The organism is Anabaena sp. FACHB-595, from assembly GCF_048568275.1.
Taxonomy (GTDB): Bacteria; Cyanobacteriota; Cyanobacteriia; order Cyanobacteriales; family Nostocaceae; genus Trichormus.
In genome coordinates this window covers 5,476,302-5,496,936 of sequence record NZ_CP183473.1, presented here as the reverse complement: position 1 = coordinate 5,496,936, position 20,635 = coordinate 5,476,302, and the positions used below count along the sequence as shown (strand labels likewise).

The window sequence follows — 20,635 nt, the reverse complement described above, 5'->3', positions numbered from 1 at the left end:
AACTCAGCCTTCACCACTATTAACAAACCAATTTTCAACCGCTAAATCATTAAAAGACTCAAAATCGGAAACATTATTAGTTACCAAAATTAAATTATTACTGTAAGCAATACTCGCAATTTGACCATCAATAAAAGCTGGAGTTTTGCCCATCTTAGATAATCTAGCCCTTTCTTGGGCGTGCCACTGTGCAGCCTTTAAATCATAATTTAGTATTGTCATTTTTAAAGGTATTTGATTAATATATTCCAGCAACAATCGACGTTTTTGTGATTCCACCAAACGTAAACAACCAAATAAAAGTTCGTGCATTACAACTGAACCAGTCGCAGTCTCTAATTGATGCTGAGTAAGTTTTTTAACCACATTAACATTAGGACTTTGACGAGTGGCTTCTGAAATAATATTTGTGTCCAATAAATACTTAATACTCAAAACTCAACATCCCTACCGACAGAGCGATCTCGAATATCCGCAAAATCTGCATCATCAAAAGTAATATTCTCCTGCTGCATCCTTTCTCTAAATTGTAAAGTCATATCCCAAAAACCCTCAGAGCTTTTTGGTTCTTCCTCTTTTTCTGCTACATCCTCAAGAATAGATGTGATTTCTTCTTCCAAAGTCCGTTGATGACTCTGAGCCAGACGTTTTAGTTTTTCTAGAACAATGGGGTTAAGCTGTTTCAAAATAACTTGAGTCATATTCATCTCCTTAAAAATCACTTTGGCATTTTTAGTAAATTCATTCCCAAACTGATAGAAATACTAGCTATTTATACTGATTCCTCAAAAACAATATCCTCATAAACCGACTCAATGGGAAAACTTAAATCAATACTTTGTAGCTTGATATTATCCCCCAACTGATAATTAAAAATCTCCCAATTACCGCGCTCATTTTTGCGGTATAAATCAATCGCTATTTTCTCAGCATCAACCAAAAGATAATCTTGTAAACTAGGATTGCGACGATACAATCTAAATTTATCCCCTCGGTCATAACTGGCTGTACTTGGAGATAAAACCTCAACAATTAAACAGGGATATTGAATTGCTTGAATTGCAGTGCGATCGCGCTCGTCGCAAGTAACGCTCACATCAGGATAAACATAATCTTTCGTTTCAAAAATATTTATACGACAATCGGAATTACCAACCTGACAACCACCGCCCCGTAAATGACCTTTAACAATGAAAATAATATTACTAGCAATTCGTCCATGATTTTGCGTCCCCCCAGTCATAGCGTAAACTTCACCATTAAGATACTCATGGCGAAGCTGTTGTTTTTCTTCCCAGATGAAATATTCTTCGGGTGTTAACTTAGGAAACTTACCTTTTACAGCAATCATTTTTTGTTACCTCATGTGCAATCAACACAAATTAATATAAGAGGTTGTTTGAAAAGTCTCTATTGGTGTAGGTAGCAAAACATTTTAGGTATCTAACAAATAACTCATAATAGCGGCTCTCGTTCCTGTGCTTCTGGCTGAGGCTCTCTAACTAACAATTCCCCCTGCCAACCAGCACAAGTCTGCTCAAAAAAACCAGGCGACCAGTCCCTACTTTTAGATGTAATTATAGGCGTATTTTCTGTTACATCCTCAAGAATAGATGTGATTTCTTCTTCCAAAGTCCGTTGATGACTCTGAGCCAGATGTTTTAGTTTTTCTATAACAATGGGGTTAAGCTTTTTCAAGATAACTTGAGTCATATTCATCTCCTTAAAAATCAACCAACTCATCACTAACAATAAATCCCACCTTTAACAATTGCTTTTTAATCTCCTCATCCAACAATTGCCCCTCTCGCATTTGCTCACCTAATGCCATTGTAAGCTCACTCATTTTCTCCTCAAAGCTCACCCCATCCTCCACTTCATCAGGAATCCCCACATATCGCCCTGGTGTCAACACAAAATTATGCTTCTCAATTTCCGCGATTGATGCAGACTTACAAAAGCCTTTGATATCGCGGTAACTCCCCCCCGACTTTTTCCACTCATGGTAAGTATCAGCAATCTTGCTAATCTCAGCTTCCGTGAAAGCCCTACTACTGCGATTTACCATATAACCCAACTCTGAGGCATCAATAAACAATACCTCACCGTGTCTATCCCTGTTTTTATTCCCGTTTTTATACCGACTAAGAAACCACAAACAAGCAGGAATACCCGTATTGTAAAAAAGTTGGGTTGGCAACATGACAATACAATCCACCAAATCTTTCTGCACTAAAGCCTTGCGAATATCTCCCTCACCGCTTGTATTTGACGACAGCGAACCATTCGACAACACAAAACCCGCCGAACCTGTGGGTGCTAAGTGGTAAATAAAATGCGATACCCAAGCAAAATTGGCATTCCCAACTGGAGGTACAAGGTCTTTATCCAGCCAACGTCCATCATTTCGCAATAACTCGCCGCCCCAATCACTATCATTAAAAGGAGGATTAGCAATGACAAAATCCGCTTTTAAGTCCTTGTGAGCATCATTGAGAAACGAACCTTCAGGATTCCACTTAATATTTGAGCCGTCAATCCCCCTAATCGCCAAATTCATCCGACACAATTTATAGGTTGTCTCGTTGCTCTCCTGCCCATAAATTGAGATATCATCCAAACGCCCTTGGTGATTTTTGACAAACTTCTCACTCTGGACAAACATCCCCCCTGAACCACAGCAAGGGTCAAAGACACGCCCATTGTAGGGTTCTAACATCTCAACTAAAAGTTTCACAATACTTTCAGGTGTATAGAACTGTCCGCCTTTCTTGCCTTCAGCTAGAGCAAATTGTCCCAAAAAATATTCATAGACTCGCCCTAAAACATCCTGTGCCTGTGCCTCAGCATCCCCTAACGTAATTGATCCAATTAAGTCAATTAATCCACCCAAAGATTTCTGGTCTAATTTCTGCTGTCCATACACCTTGGGTAAAATCCCTTTTAACCGTTTGGCGTTTTCCTGCTCAATTGCTTCCATAGCCAAATCAACGGTTTTACCAATGTCCGGTTGCTTCGCCTGTCCTTGAAGATATGACCACCGCGCCTCAACTGGCACAAAAAACACATTCTCTGCTGAATACTCATCCCTATCCTCTGGATTTGCCCCTGCGTAATCCCCCTCACCCGCCAGCAGCTTTTGATGCAACTCTTCAAAGGCATCAGAAATATATTTCAGAAAAATTAAACCTAAAACAATGTGCTTATACTCAGCAGCATCAATATTTTTTCGCAGCTTATCCGCCGCTTTCCATAATTTCTGCTCAAATGACTCTGAGTTATTCTGCTTTGCTGCTTTTTCTGTCATCTTATCCCTAATTTTTCAAATAAATCTCAACCAGTTTAAATTATCGTCTTGGTTAATTAAAGTTTTGTAGTAGGAACTTTACGCCGTGTGCAACTTTCTCTCAAACCTAACCCCCAACCCCTTCCCTGCAAGGGAAGGGGAGCAAGATTCAAAGCCTCTCTCCGCTTGCCTAACGGCAGGCTAACGCCAACGGGGAGAGGTACCCTGCGGGTACTCCTACGGAGAACTCGTAGAGTAGCAAGCTATGGAGAGGGGTTTCACAAATAAGTCGCACATCGCGTAACTTTAGTTCTCAGGAAAAGACTAAAGTTATCACTAAGAAACGAATCCTAGTATTTTTACCATAGTTTGTTTTTTTCAAGTCATTCTACTTATTGGAGATTGGTTGACGAGTGCTTGAGACTCGTGAATGAGTGTTGGAACTTGGTTGACGAGTGTTTAAGACTCGTGAATGAGCATTGGAACTTAGTTGACGAGTGTTTGAGACTCGTGGACGAGTATTGGAACCTAGTTGACGAGTGTTTAAGACTCGTGAGTGAGTATTGGAAATTGGTTGACGAGTGTTTGGGACTCGTGAATGAGTGTTTGAGACTCGTGGACGAGTATTGGAACTTGGTTGACGAGTGTTTAAGACTCGTGAATGAGCATTGGAACTTTAACGGATACCAAATTAACCTACTTTAATTTTGATTTATACCTTTAACTGAACCCGTTAAAATATAAAGGATGGACGAATCCGCCCATCCTTAATCAAAAAAACTTTTAAATTTAACACTGAACGTAGTCGAAGTGTTAATTAACCCCGTGCAATCCCCTCTTCTCGCGCTGCACGTTGCACAGCAGCAGCGACGGCGGTAACGACACGTTCATCAAAGACTGAGGGAATAATATGTTCCCGACTCAAGTCTGAGGGATTAACCAAAGAAGCGATCGCACTGGCTGCTTCTAAGTACATGGTGGTGGTAATTGTTTGCGCGCGACAATCCAACGCACCACGGAATACCCCAGGAAAAGCTAACACGTTATTAATTTGGTTAGGGTAGTCACTGCGACCTGTGGCGATAACAGCTACATCCTTGCTAATCAATTCTGGCTGAATTTCGGGTATGGGATTAGCCATAGCAAAAACAATCGCATCTTTAGCCATAGACTTTACCATCTCTGGTGTTAAGACTCCAGGCGCACTCACACCAATAAATACATCTGCGCCTTGGACTGCACCAGCTAGTGTACCCTGAGCTTTGACGGCAAACTCCTGTTTTTCTTCATTGAGGTCGGTGCGAGTGGTGGAGATAATGCCTTTAGAGTCGCACATCCAGATTTTTTCTGCCCCAGCTTTCCGTAGTAACCGGGCGATCGCCACGCCAGCTGCACCAGCACCATTAATCACAATGCGGATGTCGGCCAGTGACTTCTGCACCAGTTTCAAGGAGTTAAATAAAGCTGCCAAGGTGACAATTGCTGTACCATGTTGGTCATCGTGAAAAACAGGAATATCTAATTCATCGCGCAATCTCTTCTCAATTTCAAAGCAACGGGGTGCGGCGATATCCTCTAAATTCACACCGCCAAAAACCGGGGCAATATTTTTGACGGCTTGGATAATCTCTTCTGTATCTTGGGTAGCGAGGCAAATAGGAAAGGCATCCAACCCAGCAAATTCCTTAAATAACATGGCTTTACCTTCCATCACTGGTAAAGCTGCATGGGGGCCAAGATTACCCAATCCTAAAACCGCACTACCATCAGTGACAATGGCGACAGTATTTTGTTTGATAGTTAAATTGTATACTTGCGATGGGTCTTGAGCGATCGCCGTACAAACCCGACCCACGCCAGGGGTATAAGCCATTGCTAAGTCGGATACACTCTTGAGAGGAATCCGGCTGGTGATGCTGATTTTCCCGCCACGATGTAAATTAAAGGTGCGATCGTAAACGCTGACTAACTTAATATCAGGTATGGCTTTGACTGCTTGCACAATAGTTTCCGCGTGTTCAGTACTAGCAGCATCAACAGTTAAGTCACGGAGAGAAACTTGGCGTGTTTGCTCGATTAAATCGATTTGACCGAGATTACCACCACTAGATGCGATCGCTTGAGTGATAGATGCTAGCATTCCCACACGATTGGGAATCTGTAATCGGAGAGTAACACTAAAACTGGAATTAGGAGTTAAGTCTGCCATCTTAATTGGGGATTTTAGATTTTAGATTTTATATCGAATTGTTACAGTAAATTCTATTTTTACGATAAAACCTACACACCCAAATTATTTGCAGGATAAATTAAGACTTTCTCCCAGGGCTAAAGGTAGATTCTTTTCCTTTGCAGTATGAGTATAAAACTTATCCAGCCAATATCTTTTGAGCTAGCAATACCTTAGCCCTACTACAGCAGCCCTATCTCTTCATACTCTCTTTTTGGTGAAGGTATTGGTGATGTGGAACGCTTTTATTTACAACCAGTAATTCTCAAATGCGTACAGCGTTTATTTGGTTAATCACCACCGCCACCACCACCGCCGCCATAATCACCGCCACCATAATCACCGCCACCATAATCACCGCCACCGCCATAGTAATCAATACTACTGTCTCCAATGTAGCTACTACTAGTCCCAGTCCCATTCCTAGAGACAATAATGAGGAGAAGAGGGATACCAAAGACTAGCAATCCCAACAAAATCCACACTAACCTCTCATAAAAAAATTGTGTACTTTGCCATCCAGAGGTTTCAATCTTAGTACCCGCACGATCAAATATCACCTGAATTTTTAACCCCGTCCCTGGCTCTATAAATTGTTTAGTAACAGCCTCAATAGTTTTTGTATCGACTCGGCGAATATCTGCAACTACACCAAAGCTTTGGAATATTTTAATTTTATTAGTAAGTTCTTCAGGAAATTCCACCCTAACCTGCGCCTGTTTAATAGGGGCTTTACGGTCAGAGAATATTGCTTCCCAGTATACTTGAGCATAGTTATGATTGACGAGCAATCCTCCAATAACACGATATTTCAACACGAAAGTATGGCTTTCTGGTGATTGCAATTGATGTTCCCAACTAATCAACAATTGATGATTTCCTGTACTTGTACTTGTTATACTGGGTAACAATTGACCATTTTCGGATACAGAAACTTCAGTAATTCTGTCTACATTATCTAAAGGAATGTACCGGGAACGCAGATGGTTATAATCTCTAATAAAATTATATTTTTGTGTCTCAGTGACTAACATATCACCGTTAGGCTGTACGGCAATATCGACATTGATAAATTCCCAATAGAAAGGTGCTGATTCGGCTTGGACATTATGAATAGTAAATGTGAAGCCAAGAACAAATGTGAAACAAAATAGCAGCAGCCTGTCTACTAATTTTTTGCTCATATATTTATAAATTGGTATTCTGGAAGAGTTTCGCCTTTGTCTTGGAGAACTTCGATATTAGTTAAAGCCTCTTCACGAGTTTTTCCCTGACTGATACAACCAGGCAAACTCGGCACTTCGACAACAAAATAATTATCTTCTCCAAGATATAGCAGTACTTGACGTGGAGATTTTTCTTGAGGTGCGATCGCCGTCATACTTCAAATAGCTGCTTAATTATTTCATCACGGATTTTAACACTCTAGACCCTGACTAACTTGTTAAAGTTACTTTTTTCTCAATCTTGGGAACTCTATAAATACTGTGCAGTGAATAGAAGCCGAAGCGGTTAGAGGCTATTTGCATCGGCTGATCTGAATTGTTGTGTCAGTATTTCCCCAGATTATGAGGTCTGCTTTATGGATAAATCAATTATTCAGTTGGTTGATGAATTACCGAGCGATAATATTACCGTCAAAGTTCTCAACGCTCTAGATTATGTCGCCCCTGGTCAGTGGCAGAATTTAGTAGGCTTTGATAACACTATTCGCGCTGTTACCGGAGAAACTGATGCCAGGGTAATTCAGAAAATCCGCGATCGCGCCACTTCTTTGTATAATGACCCCCAGCAAGGCTATCAATCCGCCGTCAAACTTTACCAGACCATAGATAAAGCCGACACAGCAATGGCAACTGCGGCTTTAGCGAATAAAGTAGGTGAAAAGATCGGCTTTCTATCTTTTTTAAGCAATATTACCCCCAAAGCCGATGTCACCCAAAGCATTGATTTAGTCTCAAAAATTGCCATCGAAATTATCGTTTTTTGCAAACTCAACGGTATTCCCCAACCAAACCCCCAAGAATTTGCCAATTCTCTGGCTAACAACTATCAAGATGCTTCCTTAATCCGCATGGTAGCTCTAGTTTGTCTAGATGGCATCCTACCATTAGGCCCCGACTTCCTCAGCAAAATCCAGGGAATCATTAGCGGTGCTGAATCTAACAGCATCACTCAAAATCCTGTTTTCTTAGCCGTCAATAGCTCCTTACCAGGAAGTAATCCCACTGATAAACTGGGCTTTATCAATCAAGGTTTCAATGCTGTTCAAGGCTGGATGAATAACTTAGTCACTAAGACAGGTATCACCCCACAATCTATTTCTAGTCATCTTGGTAATTTCATCCAAATTGCTGATGATAATTTAGATTTTGTCGCTGCATTCCTAGACCAAACTACCAATTACTTTGAGCATACAGGTATTCAATCAGTAGCTCGGAGATTGATTTTGAAAGCCCATACTTTAGTTAAAGAAGAAATAAAACAAGAGACAACACAGCCTATTCAAGATTCATCATCTGCTGTGAAATCAGATACTAGTCAGTATGCAGTCAGCAAAAAAATAGAAGTCTGGGATGAAGAAGAAGAAGACTGGTATCAAGCCACAATTGAGAAAGTTCAAGATGACCAGTTCTTTATAAACTATATTGGCTATGGTTCATCCCATAATGAGTGGGTTGGCAAAGATGATATTCGCGCTACTGATTATGCCTCATCTGATGCCAACGGATATGCAGTTGGTAAAAAGGTCAAATGTTGGAGTGATGAAGAAGAAACTTGGTACACTGCAACCATTGAGAAAATTCAAGGAAATCAATATTTTATTCATTACACAGGTTACGATTCATCCTACGACGAATGGGTTAATTCAGATGATATTAGCTAATCTTCTTGTTGATTGCTAATGGCTAACAGGTAATTGTTTTTACTATTACCAATTACTGGTCACCAAAGAGATGATTTTTAAATATAGCGTTTACTAGTCTGATGAGCTACAAATCTCTGCGTACCTCTGCGCTTTACTCAGCGCCCCTTTGCGTTTCAAAATATCGTCTGTAACTAACTTAACTAGGAATCGCTATAATAAACAACAAAAAAGCGCCCCCTTTGCAGGAGACGCTTTTTTATTGAATTAAGAATTCAGAATTAACCGTTGATAGCAGGAGCGCTTATTGCAACAGGAGCAACTTCACCAGCAGCCAAATCTAGAGGGAAGTTGTGAGCGTTACGCTCGTGCATTACTTCCATACCCAAGTTAGCGCGGTTGATGATGTCAGCCCAGGTATTGATTACACGACCTTGTGAGTCGATGATGGATTGGTTGAAGTTGAAACCGTTCAAGTTGAACGCCATTGTGCTTACACCTAAAGCGGTAAACCAAATACCGATTACAGGCCATGCAGCTAGGAAGAAGTGCAGTTGACGGCTGTTGTTGAAGGATGCGTATTGGAAGATCAAGCGACCGAAGTAACCGTGTGCAGCAACGATGTTGTAGGTTTCTTCTTCTTGTCCGAATTTGTAACCGTAGTTTTGTGATTCGTTTTCGGTTGTTTCACGAACTAAGGAAGAGGTTACCAAGGAACCGTGCATTGCAGAGAACAAGGAACCACCGAATACACCAGCTACACCCAACATATGGAAGGGGTGCATCAAGATGTTGTGTTCTGCTTGGAACACGATCATGAAGTTGAAGGTGCCGGAGATACCCAAGGGCATACCATCTGAGAAGGAACCTTGTCCGATTGGGTAGATCAAGAATACTGCGGTTGCTGCTGCTACTGGTGCAGAGAATGCTAGGCAGATCCAAGGACGCATTCCTAAGCGGTAGGATAGTTCCCATTCACGTCCTAAGTAGCAGAATACGCCTGTCAAGAAGTGGAAAATTACCAATTGGTAAGGGCCACCGTTGTACAACCACTCGTCTAAGGATGCTGCTTCCCAAATTGGGTAGAAGTGCAAGCCGATAGCGTTGGAGGAGGGAACAACTGCACCGGAGATGATGTTGTTTCCGTAGATTAAGGAACCTGCTACTGGTTCACGGATGCCGTCGATGTCTACTGGGGGTGCAGCGATGAAGGCGATGATGAAGCAGGTGGTTGCAGCTAGCAAGGTGGGGATCATTAGTACGCCGAACCAACCGATGTATAGACGGTTGTTGGTGCTGGTAATCCACTCGCAGAACTGTTCCCATACGTTGGCGCTTTTGCGCTGTTGTAAGGTTGCGGTCATGTTTTTATGATTGCGATTAATTATTTATGAATCAGGCGGTTGTTTTTCTGCCTGTGTTAATACTTTACACTACTTTACAAATACCAGCATCTTTTTAATATGAGTAAAAACTATATAGATTGTCAGCTTTGCTTATCTTATGACTTACGCACACAGGTTGTCTGTTGAGACCGGGTATAGGGGTAAAGGTTTCAAATTTATACCCCTATACCCTTCTCCAAACCCTTGATCTTTACTTTTCATGCGTAAGTCCTATATCTAAAAGCACAGACTCTGGCTACAGTAAGTTACGATGCTGCCTTTCCACCTCTCTGGGTGAGTAACCCATACAATAGTAATCGCAAGCCATAAGTCATCCCTACCAGTGAACCCACCTACTACCAGCGATTCTGCTCAAACCCAATCACGCAAAGCAGACCATATCCGCATCTGCTTGGAAGAAGACGTACAATTCCGCGACACTACCAACGGACTAGAACGCTATCGTTTCACTCATTCTTGCTTACCAGAAATAGACCGCAACGATATTGATCTGAGCGCGACTTTTTTAGGTAAAAAGCTGAATGCACCTTTGTTAATCTCCTCCATGACTGGAGGAACCGAAGAAGCAGGAATCATTAACCAGCGTTTAGCCGGACTTGCCCAACACTATAAATTGGCAATGGGTGTGGGTTCCCAACGGGTGGCAGTAGAAAAACCCCAGGTAGCTGACACATTTGCCATCCGCAAGTATGCGCCCGATGTGCTGCTGTTCGCTAATGTAGGTGCGGTGCAACTTAACTACAAATATGGTTTAGATGAATGTCTGCGTATCATCGATATGCTAGAGGCGGATGCTTTGATTCTGCACATCAATCCTCTACAAGAGTGTATTCAACCTAGAGGTGATGTGAATTTCCGAGGATTACTTGACAAAATAAATCAGCTATGCAGCAAACTGCCAGTACCTGCAATTGCGAAAGAAGTGGGCAATGGCATTTCCGGCGCAATGGCTGAAAAGTTGATTGCTGCGGGAGTGCAAGCAATTGATGTAGCCGGTGCGGGTGGTACTTCTTGGGCAAAGGTAGAAGGAGAAAGAGCAGAGAACGCTATGCAAAGGCGTTTAGGTAGAACCTTTGCGGATTGGGGAATGCCCACAGCAGAGTGTATTACAAGTGTAAGAGCGATCGCCCCCCATATTCCCTTAATCGCCTCTGGTGGTTTGCGTGATGGACTTGACGTTGCTAAAGCGATCGCCTTAGGTGCAGATATCGCCGGTTTAGCTATGCCTTTTCTGCAAGCGGCCGTAGAATCAGAAGCCGCCCTACAAGATTTAACTGAGGTATTAATTGCGGAAATCACCACAGTCTTATTTTGCACCGGCAACGCCAATTTAGATCAGTTAAAACACTCTGGTAGTTTACAACGCCTACAATAAATGAATAGGTAGAAATGGTTAGGCATGATTGGCTAATCACTAATGACTAAATAACTAAACTAAATAACTAATAACTAATGAGTAACTTCTTTAAACAAACTCTTGCTAGCTTACTAGGTACATTATTAGGACTGTTTCTGTTCGCTGGTGCAGGTACTACAGGACTTTTATTATTATTGTTTGCTGCTGCTAGTTCCAGCAATACCGGCCCAGTAGTTAAAGATAAATCAGTAGTGGTGTTCGACTTGTCCATGAACATCACCGACAGAGAACCAAGTGCTGGTGAAGAGCTACAAAATAGATTTTCCGGCGTTACACAAGAACGGATGACACTCCGTAATGTTATCGATAGTTTAGAAAAAGCACAACGAGATAAACGCATCGTTGCTATTTACCTAGATGGTAGTCGTGGAGGCAATAACCTGGGTTTTGCGTCGTTGAAAGAAATCCGCAAAGCTCTAGAAGAATTCCGTAAATCTGGGAAAAAGGTAATCGCCTATGGTGTGGCTTGGGACGAGAAGGAATATTACCTCAGTTCGGTAGCTGATACTATCGCCCTTAATCCTTTGGGTGGACTAGAAATCAATGGTTTGAGTAGCCAACCAATGTTCTTAGCCGGAGCTTTGCAAAAGTACGGTATTGGCGTTCAGGTTGTACGAGCCGGAAAATTTAAGGGAGCAGTTGAACCGTTCTTGTTAGATAAACTGAGTCCAGAAAACCGCGAACAAACTCAAAAATTATTGGACGATGTTTGGGGTGAATGGCGTACCACCGTTGGCAATAGCCGGAAAATTAACCCACAAAAACTGCAAGCGATCGCCGATAATCAATCTTTATTGGAAGCAACGGAAGCTAAGACTAATGGCTTAGTCGATCAAGTAGCGTACAACGATCAGGTAGTTGCTGACCTCAAGAAATTAACAGGTAGCAATAAAAAGGATAATACATTTACTCAAATTAGCCTGCGCCGATATGCTCAAGTACCTGGACAGTCTTTAGGCTTAGAAAAAAATTCTAAAAATAAGATTGCCGTAGTTTATGCCGAAGGCGATATTGTCGATGGTAAAGGCGATGATGGGCAAATCGGAGGCGATCGCTTTGCCCGCATCTTTAATAAAATCAGACAAGATGAAAATGTCAAAGCAGTTGTCTTACGCATCAATAGTCCTGGTGGTAGCGCTACAGCATCAGAAGTAATGCAGCGAGAAATACGCTTGACTCGTGAAAGCAAACCCGTTGTTGTATCTATGGGTGATTATGCCGCTTCTGGTGGTTACTGGATAGCCACCGACTCCAACCGAATTTTTGCCGAACCTAATACAATCACCGGTTCCATCGGTGTATTTGGCGTACTATTTAACGGGCAGAAGCTAGCAAACGATAATGGTATCACCTGGGATGCTGTCAAAACGGCACGTTATGCGGATTCCCAAACCGTCGCTCGTCCCAAATCACCCCAAGAGATAGCGATTTACCAGCGCAGTGTTGACCGCATTTACAATATGTTTGTCAACAAAGTTGCTCAAGGTCGCAAGTTACCCACACAAAAAGTAGCCGAAATCGCTCAAGGTAGAGTTTGGTCTGGTGTAACTGCAAAACAAATTGGTTTGGTTGATGAAATCGGTGGTTTAAACGCCGCCATAGAATACGCAGCTAAAGCAGCGAAACTAGGTAAAGATTGGCAATTAAGAGAATATCCCAGAGAAAGCTCATTTGAAGAGCGCTTTTTTGGCGGGGTAGTCGAGGAAATTAGTACTACTTTGGGAATTAAGAAGTTGGACGTTAAACCAAATGACCCATTAACAGTACAAATCCAAAAAATCCAACAGGAAATCTCTATTTTACAGACTATGAACGACCCACAAGGCGTTTATGCGCGGTTACCAATTAACTTAAAAATAGAGTAACTGTACAGATTAACTACAAAGTCTCATATTCCCTAAAATATCTTAAAGTCTGCCCTTTAAGATAAATTGAAGTGAATTAGAAATCCTTGGATTAAAAACCTAGATTTATCGCACACCCTCACACCCTCACACCCTTACACCCCTCTCTGTGATCATCTTCCTCAATTTCTTGCCATCCGTGCATAGATGATATGCTTTTGATCGCCCATTCCAAAATCTTTGGTGGTGCTGCGGAAAGAAAAATACTTGGATAAACAGCAGTACCCCAATGAGGATGGACGATCACAGAACACTTGTTTTTTAAGACCGGGTAATTAAGTAAAGCTTTGACAACGGCTGTATCATTATGAGGAATCACCCCTGGGCGGGAAAGCATAGGGTAACCGGTGCGAGGATCTATGAGGTCTGCTAGATAACCGCGATCGCGCAGTTCAAAAGCTAAATCGCAGCCAAATCTCATAAACTTTTCTCGCAGATGTTCTTTTTCTCTCTCAATTTCTGCCGTGCTTTTTACCAACGGATATTTTGATTGCTGTAAAACAATCACAACCCAAAATAGAGCTTGTTCTTGCCAATCTGGTAATATCCGTTCGCGGTTGGCACAGATATACTGACTGGGGTAATGAATAGAAATTTGAACTGCTTGTCCCTGTTTGCCAACCAAATTAATGGGACGGCTTTGCTCCGCAGTATAAGCTCTGGGATAGTTCACCACATTGATTCGGTTTTTGCAACTTTTTAATTTATTCTTTAGAATCGATGATAACTCTTAATACTTCCAAAAATTCATAAAATTTTCAGCAACAGTTATGTCTTAGGGAAAATTTAGCCTATATATTGCCCAGTTTTAATCTAATTTTTATATTTTATTAACCTCACCTAGCAATTTGTAATTTGTAATGGGCCATGCTAACGGATTTAATAATTATTACAGTCCCATTACCTATTACCCATGACCGCTTCTAAGAATAGATAATTTTGCGAATCCCAGAGGACAGTTACAGACCCCCAATTAATCAAGTTTTAAAGCGTTCACCGGCACTTCATCCCAAGAATTGACTGTTCGTAAGCGCGCTACCCAGCCAGAAGCCTTTTGATTATCCGTTAAGTTATTTTGAAACGATGCATGGCAATCTTGGGCTTGGGACTCGTTGCAAGAGGCAATACAGGCATGAATCATACCTGATGGATCAATCTGCTCATTTACCCAAATAGTCATAAACTACCCTCTGAAAAACAATTTACTCTTTGCGAATACTAGTTAGAACTAAAAATTCTACAGCAAACATCCCAGTTAACATCAGTAATTAGTAACAATAAAATACAATTACCAATTACTTAATACAGTAATTCCTAGCGATTTCTCTATCTAGCTCCGGGTTTAAATTTCAACCTTGCTTGCCTCTCCTCTCGTAACGACGACGGTAGAGTAATTCTAGCTGTCCCCCATACTCCTGAATCCAGGCAATTTGACGCTGATAGAAACCCCGGAAACTATTAGCAAAAAACAGTGTCAGGATAGCAACAACCAAGCCAGATGCAGTAGAAACTAAGGCTTCACTAATACCAGCCGTTACACCAGCCGTCTTTGTTCCTCCCACATCACCGATGTCTAAAGATGCAAAGGAATTAATTAATCCCAAAACAGTACCAAGTAACCCTAATAAGGGCGCGAGACCAATTATGGTATCAAAAATATTTTGAAAGCGTTTGAGTACAGGTATCTCAGCCTGGGCTTCACTTTCTAAAGCCAATCGAAATTCTTCTGGTGTCGGCTCCTCCAATTCTAAAGCGGCGAGGAAAATTCGCGCGATGGGTAAATCGGCATTTTGCCGTAATGCTTCTAAGGTGCTAACCACATTATCTAGTTGGTAAAGTCTCAGAACTTCCCGTACTATGAGGTTTTGCTTGCCCAAAATTCTTACCCAAAAGCTGATACGTTCGATGATTAGTGCTACCGCTAATAAGGAGAACGCCAGCAGAGGCCACATAACCACACCACCGGCTGTAAATAGATTCAGAATTCCCATCTGTTGCTCAACTCAATTGATGCAAAACCAGATTAGCAGATTAGTAGTGAAGATAGAGAATGCGATGATTTTTAATACCTAAAAGTATTTAATCGGCTAAACGGATGGGAATTGTTATGACAAATTTTGTTCCCTGTCCTGAGGATGAAATGCACTGTAAAGTGCCACCATGTTTTTCAGTAATAATCTGGTAGCTAATTGATAGTCCCATACCAGTTCCTTTTCCCACGGGTTTAGTAGTAAAAAAAGGGTCAAACAAACGAGATTGTACCTCCTGAGGAATTCCTGTGCCGTTATCAGCAATTGCAATTACGATGCTTTCATTTACCTGAGAGGAAGTAATGTGAATAGTTGGTTCTGGACAAAGCCCATCACAGAATGCTTCTTCTAGGGCATCAATGGCATTGGCTAAGATATTCATAAATACTTGGTTCATTTGCCCTGCGAAACAAGGGATTTTGGGAATATCACCATACTCTTTGACAATTTCTATTTGCGGACGATGCTTATCAAAAATTTCCTTTTTGTTCAAATTATCGGTGATGTCGTTCCGCTCACTGTAGGCGATCGCTTTGACAGTTTGTGCTTTAATCCGGTGTTGTAAGATCAATAAGGTACTATTAATGCCTTCATGCAAATCAGCCGTTTTAAACTCGGCTTCATCCAAACGAGAAAATATCCGCAAACTCAGTACAATTTCCCGGATACGAGATGCACCGATTTTCATCGAAGCCAATATTTTTGGTAAATCCTCTATGACATATTCAATCTCAGCTTCTTCCTGCGCTTCTTGAATCTCTCGCTCTGGATTGGGATAATATTTTTGATAAAGCTGAAATAATTTAAGTAGTTGCTGAATGTATTCGTCAGTATAGTTGAGGTTTCCGTAAATAAAATTAACTGGGTTGTTGATTTCGTGGGCAATACCAGCCACTAATTGTCCCAAAGAAGACATTTTTTCATGCTGGATTAATTGTGATTGTGTAAGTTTGAGTTCCCGTAAAGTATTTCTGAGGGAAATATTTTTTTGTTGCAGTGCTTGTGTACGCTCTTCAACTCTTTGTTCTAATGTTTGGTTATAAGCTTCTAGCTTTTTTTGCCCTTCATACTGTTCCGCCAGTAGTAACTTGACTTGTTGAATCAACTGATTTAAGGAAATAGCTAGAATACCAACTTCGTCTTCAGTGGTAACGGAGGTTTGGAGATTAAAGTTAGAGTCTTGGGTAACTCGTTGTGCAACCTGAGTAACGGCTTGCAAGGGACGAGTAATTGTTCTAGCTGTTAAAAATCCAGCGATCGCTACAATACCACTACCCAACACATACAAAAACCCCAAATGTTTCCATAGTCTCCATTGTGCTGCTTCTAGTAGGGATGTGGGATACAACACAGTTGTAGTCAATGTCTGAGTAGCCCCAGAAAATAAAATGCTTTTGGCTAAATAGTTGCGTTTGTTAACCATAATTTGTGTAACTGGCAAATTATGGGCGGGAAATTGCCAGTTACCTTGCTGTGCAGCTAATAGAGTTGTCGCAACTATACGATTGTTTCTTTGGGTAATTAAATGTTTGGAAGAACCAGCAGCAATTTTTTTGAGGAGGGTATCATCTACAGACTTACCAATGATGATTCCGCCTAGTAATCCTATCGGTGATTTGATTCCATAAGTCACGGTCTGGAGAATTTTTGTCTCACCATCCACATCTACCAGATCAGTGATTTGCGCTCCACTACTAGCACTACTGCTAATTATTTGATCTAATAATTTCGCCTGAGTTAAGGAAGTGCTACGTAAATCTGTCAGGACATTACCGTTAGGATCAACTACCTTCAGCCAATCCAATCCTAATACTGTCCTCAGTGGCAATAATATCTGCAACAATAACCCTTGATCCCGTTCCTCAATAGCTTGGCGAAGTTTATCTTGATAGGAAATTAGTTTGATTTCCGTTTCTAGAACGTGCTGTTCATACTGCAAATCCTGATAAACCCGCTCAGTAAAATTTTTCACATCTTGACGGAAATTCTGTTCTAAACTCTCTGTAAACCAATGGCCTATAACTACTAAACCCAACATGAATACACTTAAGTAAACCATGAGTAAGGGTATGACAATTTTTTGGCTCAGATTTAGCCGCCGAAAAAATCTCTGCATAGTAAGTTATTAAATTGATGAGGTAGGGACAAAGCCATTGTCTTTGAGAATTTTCTCGCCTTCTTTGCTAAATATAAAGTTAATAAAATTCTCAGTAGAAGTGGAAGGTTTTTTATCCCAAATTATGCCAATCTGACGTACCATTTGGTATTTACCACTGGTGAAATTTTCGACCGTGGGGGCAACACCATTGAGACTAAGGCGATTGATTGGTAATTTATTAATTACAGAAGTTGCTAAAGAAAAAGCACCAATAGAATTAGGTGTAATCTGTAAAGTTTCTATTAATTCTCCTTCCTTATTCAAAATAACTGCTTTAGTTGTAGTCTTGTCTCCACCTAAATAGTATTTTCGTAATAATTTTTTTGCTGACTCGTCTTCAGGTCTATCTAACACAATAATGTTTGCATTAGAGCCACCTAATTGTTGCCAGTTAGTAATTCTACCTTGGTAAATTGCTTTTAACTGCTGATTCGATAAATTGGTAACACCTTTCACGCTGTTATTGGTAGCAACTAATAACAAATCCTTTGCCAATTCACGATATTGAATCTGACCGTTATCTTCTGCCTTTGTAATTTTGTGACTGCTACCAGCAATATCAATGATGTCATTTTTTAAGGCAGCGATCGCTCCCTCTGACTGATTATCAGAAATAAATTCTATTTTGACGTTTTTATTTTGAGATTGATAAGCTTTTGCCAATAGTTTTAACACTGTTCCGGTAGAAGTGGAACCACCAATTTTAATTATCTTCTGGTTTGTGGAACTTGTAGGACTAGTAACTTGATTTGAGGTTTTGGGTGTACTGGAGTTAATTGATGCACAACTGCACAAACCTAAAATTATACTTCCGATGATAATTGAGTCAGCAATCTTGGTCATGGGTGAATCTCCAAATATCTCTAAACCCACTATTAGGTCTAGACATTCACACATTAATATTCCCTTATTATCATCAAGCGTAACAGTATTGGTTTTTCAAAAGTATTTTTAGATACTATTAATTCTGAATTTAATTTCAGTATTAATACTAAGTAAAAGCGCGAAAAGCCTTTAATTACGTTAAATAAGATTTAAGTTACGGTGAAATATTAGTCACTACCTTTACGAAAATATATTATTGAGAGTTCTTCTAATTAGCTGTGCTGTAAAAACTCAACTGTAGGTAATAAAGGGTCAGTAACTACGGCGACACCAGTAAAACCCCAGCGTTTGAGCAAACTTCCCAACTGTGTACCCGGAATAGATTCAATAGTAAAGCGATGGGCTACATCTGCTGCATGGGTGTTGAGATAGCTTAAAGCCTCAAAATTTTCTCGAAATAATAACAAATAGCCAGACTCATCCTCATGGGGACGAGCAGTAATATAACGGCCATCAGCTTTTGAGCGTATTAGATAATGTACTTCGGACAACATGGGAAGATGAGTGAGGAGAACAGTTAACTATTCTAAGCGGATGCGTGGGTCGGCTACTTTGAGTAATAAATCGGCTAGTAAGTTGCCTACATTCAGTAAAACGGCACTCATGACTAAACTTGCCATGACTAAATACTGGTCTTTGGCGATGACTGCTTGCAAAGTTAATCTACCTAAACCTGGCCAGTTGAAAAATTGCTCGGCGATAAATGCACCACCTAATAAACCAGCTAACTCAAAGCCTAACAGAGTAATCAGGGGATTAATGGCATTACGCAGTGCATGAACGTAAATCACGCGATTTTCTGGTAATCCTTTGGCGCGTGCTGTTTGAATGTAATCTTGCCGCAATACGTCTAATAATTCGCCGCGAGTGATGCGTTGTAAACCGGCGAAACTAGTGATACTTAAGGCGATGGTAGGTAAAATCATGTGCCAGCCGACATCAATAATTTTACCGAACCAAGATAAATCAGCGTGGTCGATGCTTGTCATCCCACCTACTGGAAACAGAGGCGAACTGACTTGAGCAAATACGAGCAGAAACAACACAGTAATAAAGCTGGGAAATCCCTGCCCTGTGTAGCTAATCACCTGTAAAATTCTGTCAGTGGCTCGATTTTGTTTGACCGCCGCAACGATTCCTAAAGGAATAGCGATCGCCCATGTCATGATTAAAGAAGCGATCGCTAGTAGTAAAGTTGCTGGTATTCTTTCCCATAGCAGAGATGATACTGAGCGCTGGTAAACAAAACTCGTGCCAAAATCTCCTTTGGTGATAATCCGCCATAACCACAGCCAATATTGTTCTACCCAAGACTTATCTAAACCAAACTGTCTCTTGAGTTCTTCGATGCGTTCTGGTGAAATTTTCGGATTTTGTCGCAATGTATCTACATAATCCCCAGGAGATAACTTCATGATGAAAAATGACAGCGCTGAAGCCAAAAACAAAGTCAACAGCGCCTGCAAAATCCGCTTCACCACATAAATGAACGTTTCGCTGGTAACTAGCCTAATCAGCCAATCCCAACTGCTTTCCCAGGTAATTCTTGTAGATGTCACGTCGCTTCGCTCCGAATTCAAAATTCAAAATTCAAAATTAACAGTCTCTATACATTCATTTAGACGGCTCATCTCCTTTTTTTCATTCAATAGTCAATTTCTACGACTTTGGACTATTGACTGTGGACTTTAAGTTATTACCTAATATTCCACTAAGGAAATAATGGGTACATCGGGTAGATGTTTTCGCCCTTGTAAATCCCGTAGCTCGATAATAAACCCAAATCCCACTAATTCGCAGCCAATCTGCTGCACTAGCTTGGCGGTGGCGCTGGCTGTGCCACCTGTGGCAATCAAATCATCTACAATTAGCACTCGACTATCTGGATGTAAAGCATCCCGATGTACTTCTAAACAGTCAGTGCCATACTCTAATTCATACTCAATCGAGTGAACTGCTGCGGGTAACTTACCTTTTTTGCGGACAGGAATAAAACCAGCCCCTAATTTATAGGCTAAGGGAGTACCAAAAATAAACCCCCGTGACTCCATGCCTATCACGTAATCTATATTTAAGTTTGCCTCAGAGCATTTTTCCGCTAAAAAGTCAATAGTGTATCGCAATCCTTGGCGATCGCGCAGTAGAGTAGTGATATCTCGAAATAAAATTCCGGGCTTAGGAAAATCAGGGATGTCACGAATGAGAGATTTTAAATCCATAGATTGGGTACTGGGGATTGGGGATTGGGTACTGGGGGTTGGGGATTGGGTACTGGGGATTTGAGGGGTTATCAGTCCGGAGCAAGGAATTATTACTCCTCATACTTCCTCTTCTCCCTTTTCTTCATCCCTAGTCCTGAGTCCCCAATCCCTAGCCCCTTACTTACACCTGAAAAATCGTACACTATAATGTCATACGCTTGGGCTAAAGGCTACTATCTCGTTATCCATTGA

Annotated in this window: 20 protein-coding genes; 3 read left to right on the top strand and 17 right to left on the bottom strand. The window is 41.1% G+C overall.

Annotation, left to right across the window (positions count from 1 at the left end; translation table 11 throughout):
* Positions 1-3: 3 nt before the first annotated feature.
* The 8 genes from ACN222_RS22990 to ACN222_RS22955 all read right to left on the bottom strand — a co-directional run bounded on the left by ACN222_RS22990 (position 4) and on the right by ACN222_RS22955 (position 6,897).
* Positions 4-435 (bottom strand): type II toxin-antitoxin system VapC family toxin, encoded by a 432-nt coding sequence (locus ACN222_RS22990; RefSeq protein WP_044522246.1) that lies wholly within the window; start codon positions 433-435, stop codon positions 4-6.
* Positions 432-701 (bottom strand): hypothetical protein, encoded by a 270-nt coding sequence (locus ACN222_RS22985; protein WP_049942511.1) that lies wholly within the window; start codon positions 699-701, stop codon positions 432-434. The genes ACN222_RS22990 and ACN222_RS22985 overlap by 4 nt, the downstream gene beginning before the upstream one ends.
* A gap of 71 nt (positions 702-772) precedes the next feature.
* Entirely contained in the window at positions 773-1,351 is a 579-nt protein-coding gene (locus tag ACN222_RS22980) for a Uma2 family endonuclease (protein ID WP_010998730.1), read from the bottom strand.
* A 104-nt stretch (positions 1,352-1,455) separates the two neighbouring features.
* The gene (locus tag ACN222_RS22975; RefSeq protein ID WP_126987137.1) at positions 1,456-1,713 is read right to left on the bottom strand and encodes a hypothetical protein; all 258 of its coding nucleotides are present in this window, start codon (positions 1,711-1,713) and stop codon (positions 1,456-1,458) included.
* A 10-nt stretch (positions 1,714-1,723) separates the two neighbouring features.
* On the bottom strand, positions 1,724-3,307 hold the full coding sequence (locus ACN222_RS22970; protein WP_010998728.1) for a type I restriction-modification system subunit M: 1,584 nt from the start codon (positions 3,305-3,307) through the stop codon (positions 1,724-1,726).
* Between the two features lie 796 nt (positions 3,308-4,103).
* Positions 4,104-5,495, bottom strand: a complete 1,392-nt coding sequence (locus ACN222_RS22965) for a malic enzyme-like NAD(P)-binding protein (RefSeq protein ID WP_010998727.1) — start codon at positions 5,493-5,495, stop codon at positions 4,104-4,106.
* 311 nt (positions 5,496-5,806) lie between these two features.
* Positions 5,807-6,700, bottom strand: a complete 894-nt coding sequence (locus ACN222_RS22960) for a DUF2207 domain-containing protein (RefSeq protein WP_010998726.1) — start codon at positions 6,698-6,700, stop codon at positions 5,807-5,809.
* The gene (locus ACN222_RS22955; protein WP_010998725.1) at positions 6,697-6,897 is read right to left on the bottom strand and encodes a type II toxin-antitoxin system HicB family antitoxin; all 201 of its coding nucleotides are present in this window, start codon (positions 6,895-6,897) and stop codon (positions 6,697-6,699) included. The genes ACN222_RS22960 and ACN222_RS22955 overlap by 4 nt, the downstream gene beginning before the upstream one ends.
* 201 nt (positions 6,898-7,098) lie before the next feature.
* Between ACN222_RS22955 and ACN222_RS22950 the strand changes: the two genes are divergently transcribed.
* Complete coding sequence (locus tag ACN222_RS22950) at positions 7,099-8,403, top strand: Tudor-knot domain-containing protein (protein WP_010998724.1); 1,305 nt, start codon at positions 7,099-7,101, stop codon at positions 8,401-8,403.
* A gap of 260 nt (positions 8,404-8,663) precedes the next feature.
* On the opposite strand, the gene psbA is transcribed toward ACN222_RS22950, so the two are convergent.
* Positions 8,664-9,746, bottom strand: a complete 1,083-nt coding sequence (gene psbA, locus ACN222_RS22945) for a photosystem II q(b) protein (RefSeq protein ID WP_010997721.1) — start codon at positions 9,744-9,746, stop codon at positions 8,664-8,666.
* A 364-nt stretch (positions 9,747-10,110) separates the two neighbouring features.
* On the opposite strand from psbA, the gene fni reads away from it, so the two are divergent.
* Together fni and sppA are read left to right on the top strand one after the other, a co-directional pair.
* On the top strand, positions 10,111-11,163 hold the full coding sequence (gene fni / locus ACN222_RS22940; protein ID WP_010998723.1) for a type 2 isopentenyl-diphosphate Delta-isomerase: 1,053 nt from the start codon (positions 10,111-10,113) through the stop codon (positions 11,161-11,163).
* A 77-nt stretch (positions 11,164-11,240) separates the two neighbouring features.
* Positions 11,241-13,070, top strand: coding sequence for a signal peptide peptidase SppA (gene sppA / locus ACN222_RS22935; protein ID WP_010998722.1), 1,830 nt, complete (start codon positions 11,241-11,243; stop codon positions 13,068-13,070).
* Between the two features lie 118 nt (positions 13,071-13,188).
* On the opposite strand, the gene ACN222_RS22930 is transcribed toward sppA, so the two are convergent.
* From ACN222_RS22930 to ACN222_RS22895, 8 genes are all read right to left on the bottom strand, one after another.
* On the bottom strand, positions 13,189-13,785 hold the full coding sequence (locus tag ACN222_RS22930) for a methylmalonic aciduria and homocystinuria type D protein (RefSeq protein WP_010998721.1): 597 nt from the start codon (positions 13,783-13,785) through the stop codon (positions 13,189-13,191).
* Between the two features lie 297 nt (positions 13,786-14,082).
* Positions 14,083-14,289, bottom strand: a complete 207-nt coding sequence (locus ACN222_RS22925) for a hypothetical protein (protein WP_010998720.1) — start codon at positions 14,287-14,289, stop codon at positions 14,083-14,085.
* A 169-nt stretch (positions 14,290-14,458) separates the two neighbouring features.
* The gene (locus ACN222_RS22920) at positions 14,459-15,100 is read right to left on the bottom strand and encodes a MotA/TolQ/ExbB proton channel family protein (RefSeq protein ID WP_010998719.1); all 642 of its coding nucleotides are present in this window, start codon (positions 15,098-15,100) and stop codon (positions 14,459-14,461) included.
* 88 nt (positions 15,101-15,188) lie between these two features.
* On the bottom strand, positions 15,189-17,255 hold the full coding sequence (locus ACN222_RS22915) for a sensor histidine kinase (protein ID WP_010998718.1): 2,067 nt from the start codon (positions 17,253-17,255) through the stop codon (positions 15,189-15,191).
* Between the two features lie 9 nt (positions 17,256-17,264).
* The gene (locus tag ACN222_RS22910; protein ID WP_044523288.1) at positions 17,265-18,140 is read right to left on the bottom strand and encodes a substrate-binding domain-containing protein; all 876 of its coding nucleotides are present in this window, start codon (positions 18,138-18,140) and stop codon (positions 17,265-17,267) included.
* 254 nt (positions 18,141-18,394) lie between these two features.
* Complete coding sequence (locus tag ACN222_RS22905; protein ID WP_010998716.1) at positions 18,395-18,676, bottom strand: hypothetical protein; 282 nt, start codon at positions 18,674-18,676, stop codon at positions 18,395-18,397.
* A 27-nt stretch (positions 18,677-18,703) separates the two neighbouring features.
* A complete protein-coding gene (locus ACN222_RS22900; protein WP_010998715.1) occupies positions 18,704-19,741 on the bottom strand; it encodes an ABC transporter permease in 1,038 nt (345 codons plus the stop codon).
* A gap of 141 nt (positions 19,742-19,882) precedes the next feature.
* The gene (locus ACN222_RS22895) at positions 19,883-20,401 is read right to left on the bottom strand and encodes an adenine phosphoribosyltransferase (RefSeq protein WP_010998714.1); all 519 of its coding nucleotides are present in this window, start codon (positions 20,399-20,401) and stop codon (positions 19,883-19,885) included.
* Positions 20,402-20,635 lie beyond the last annotated feature (234 nt).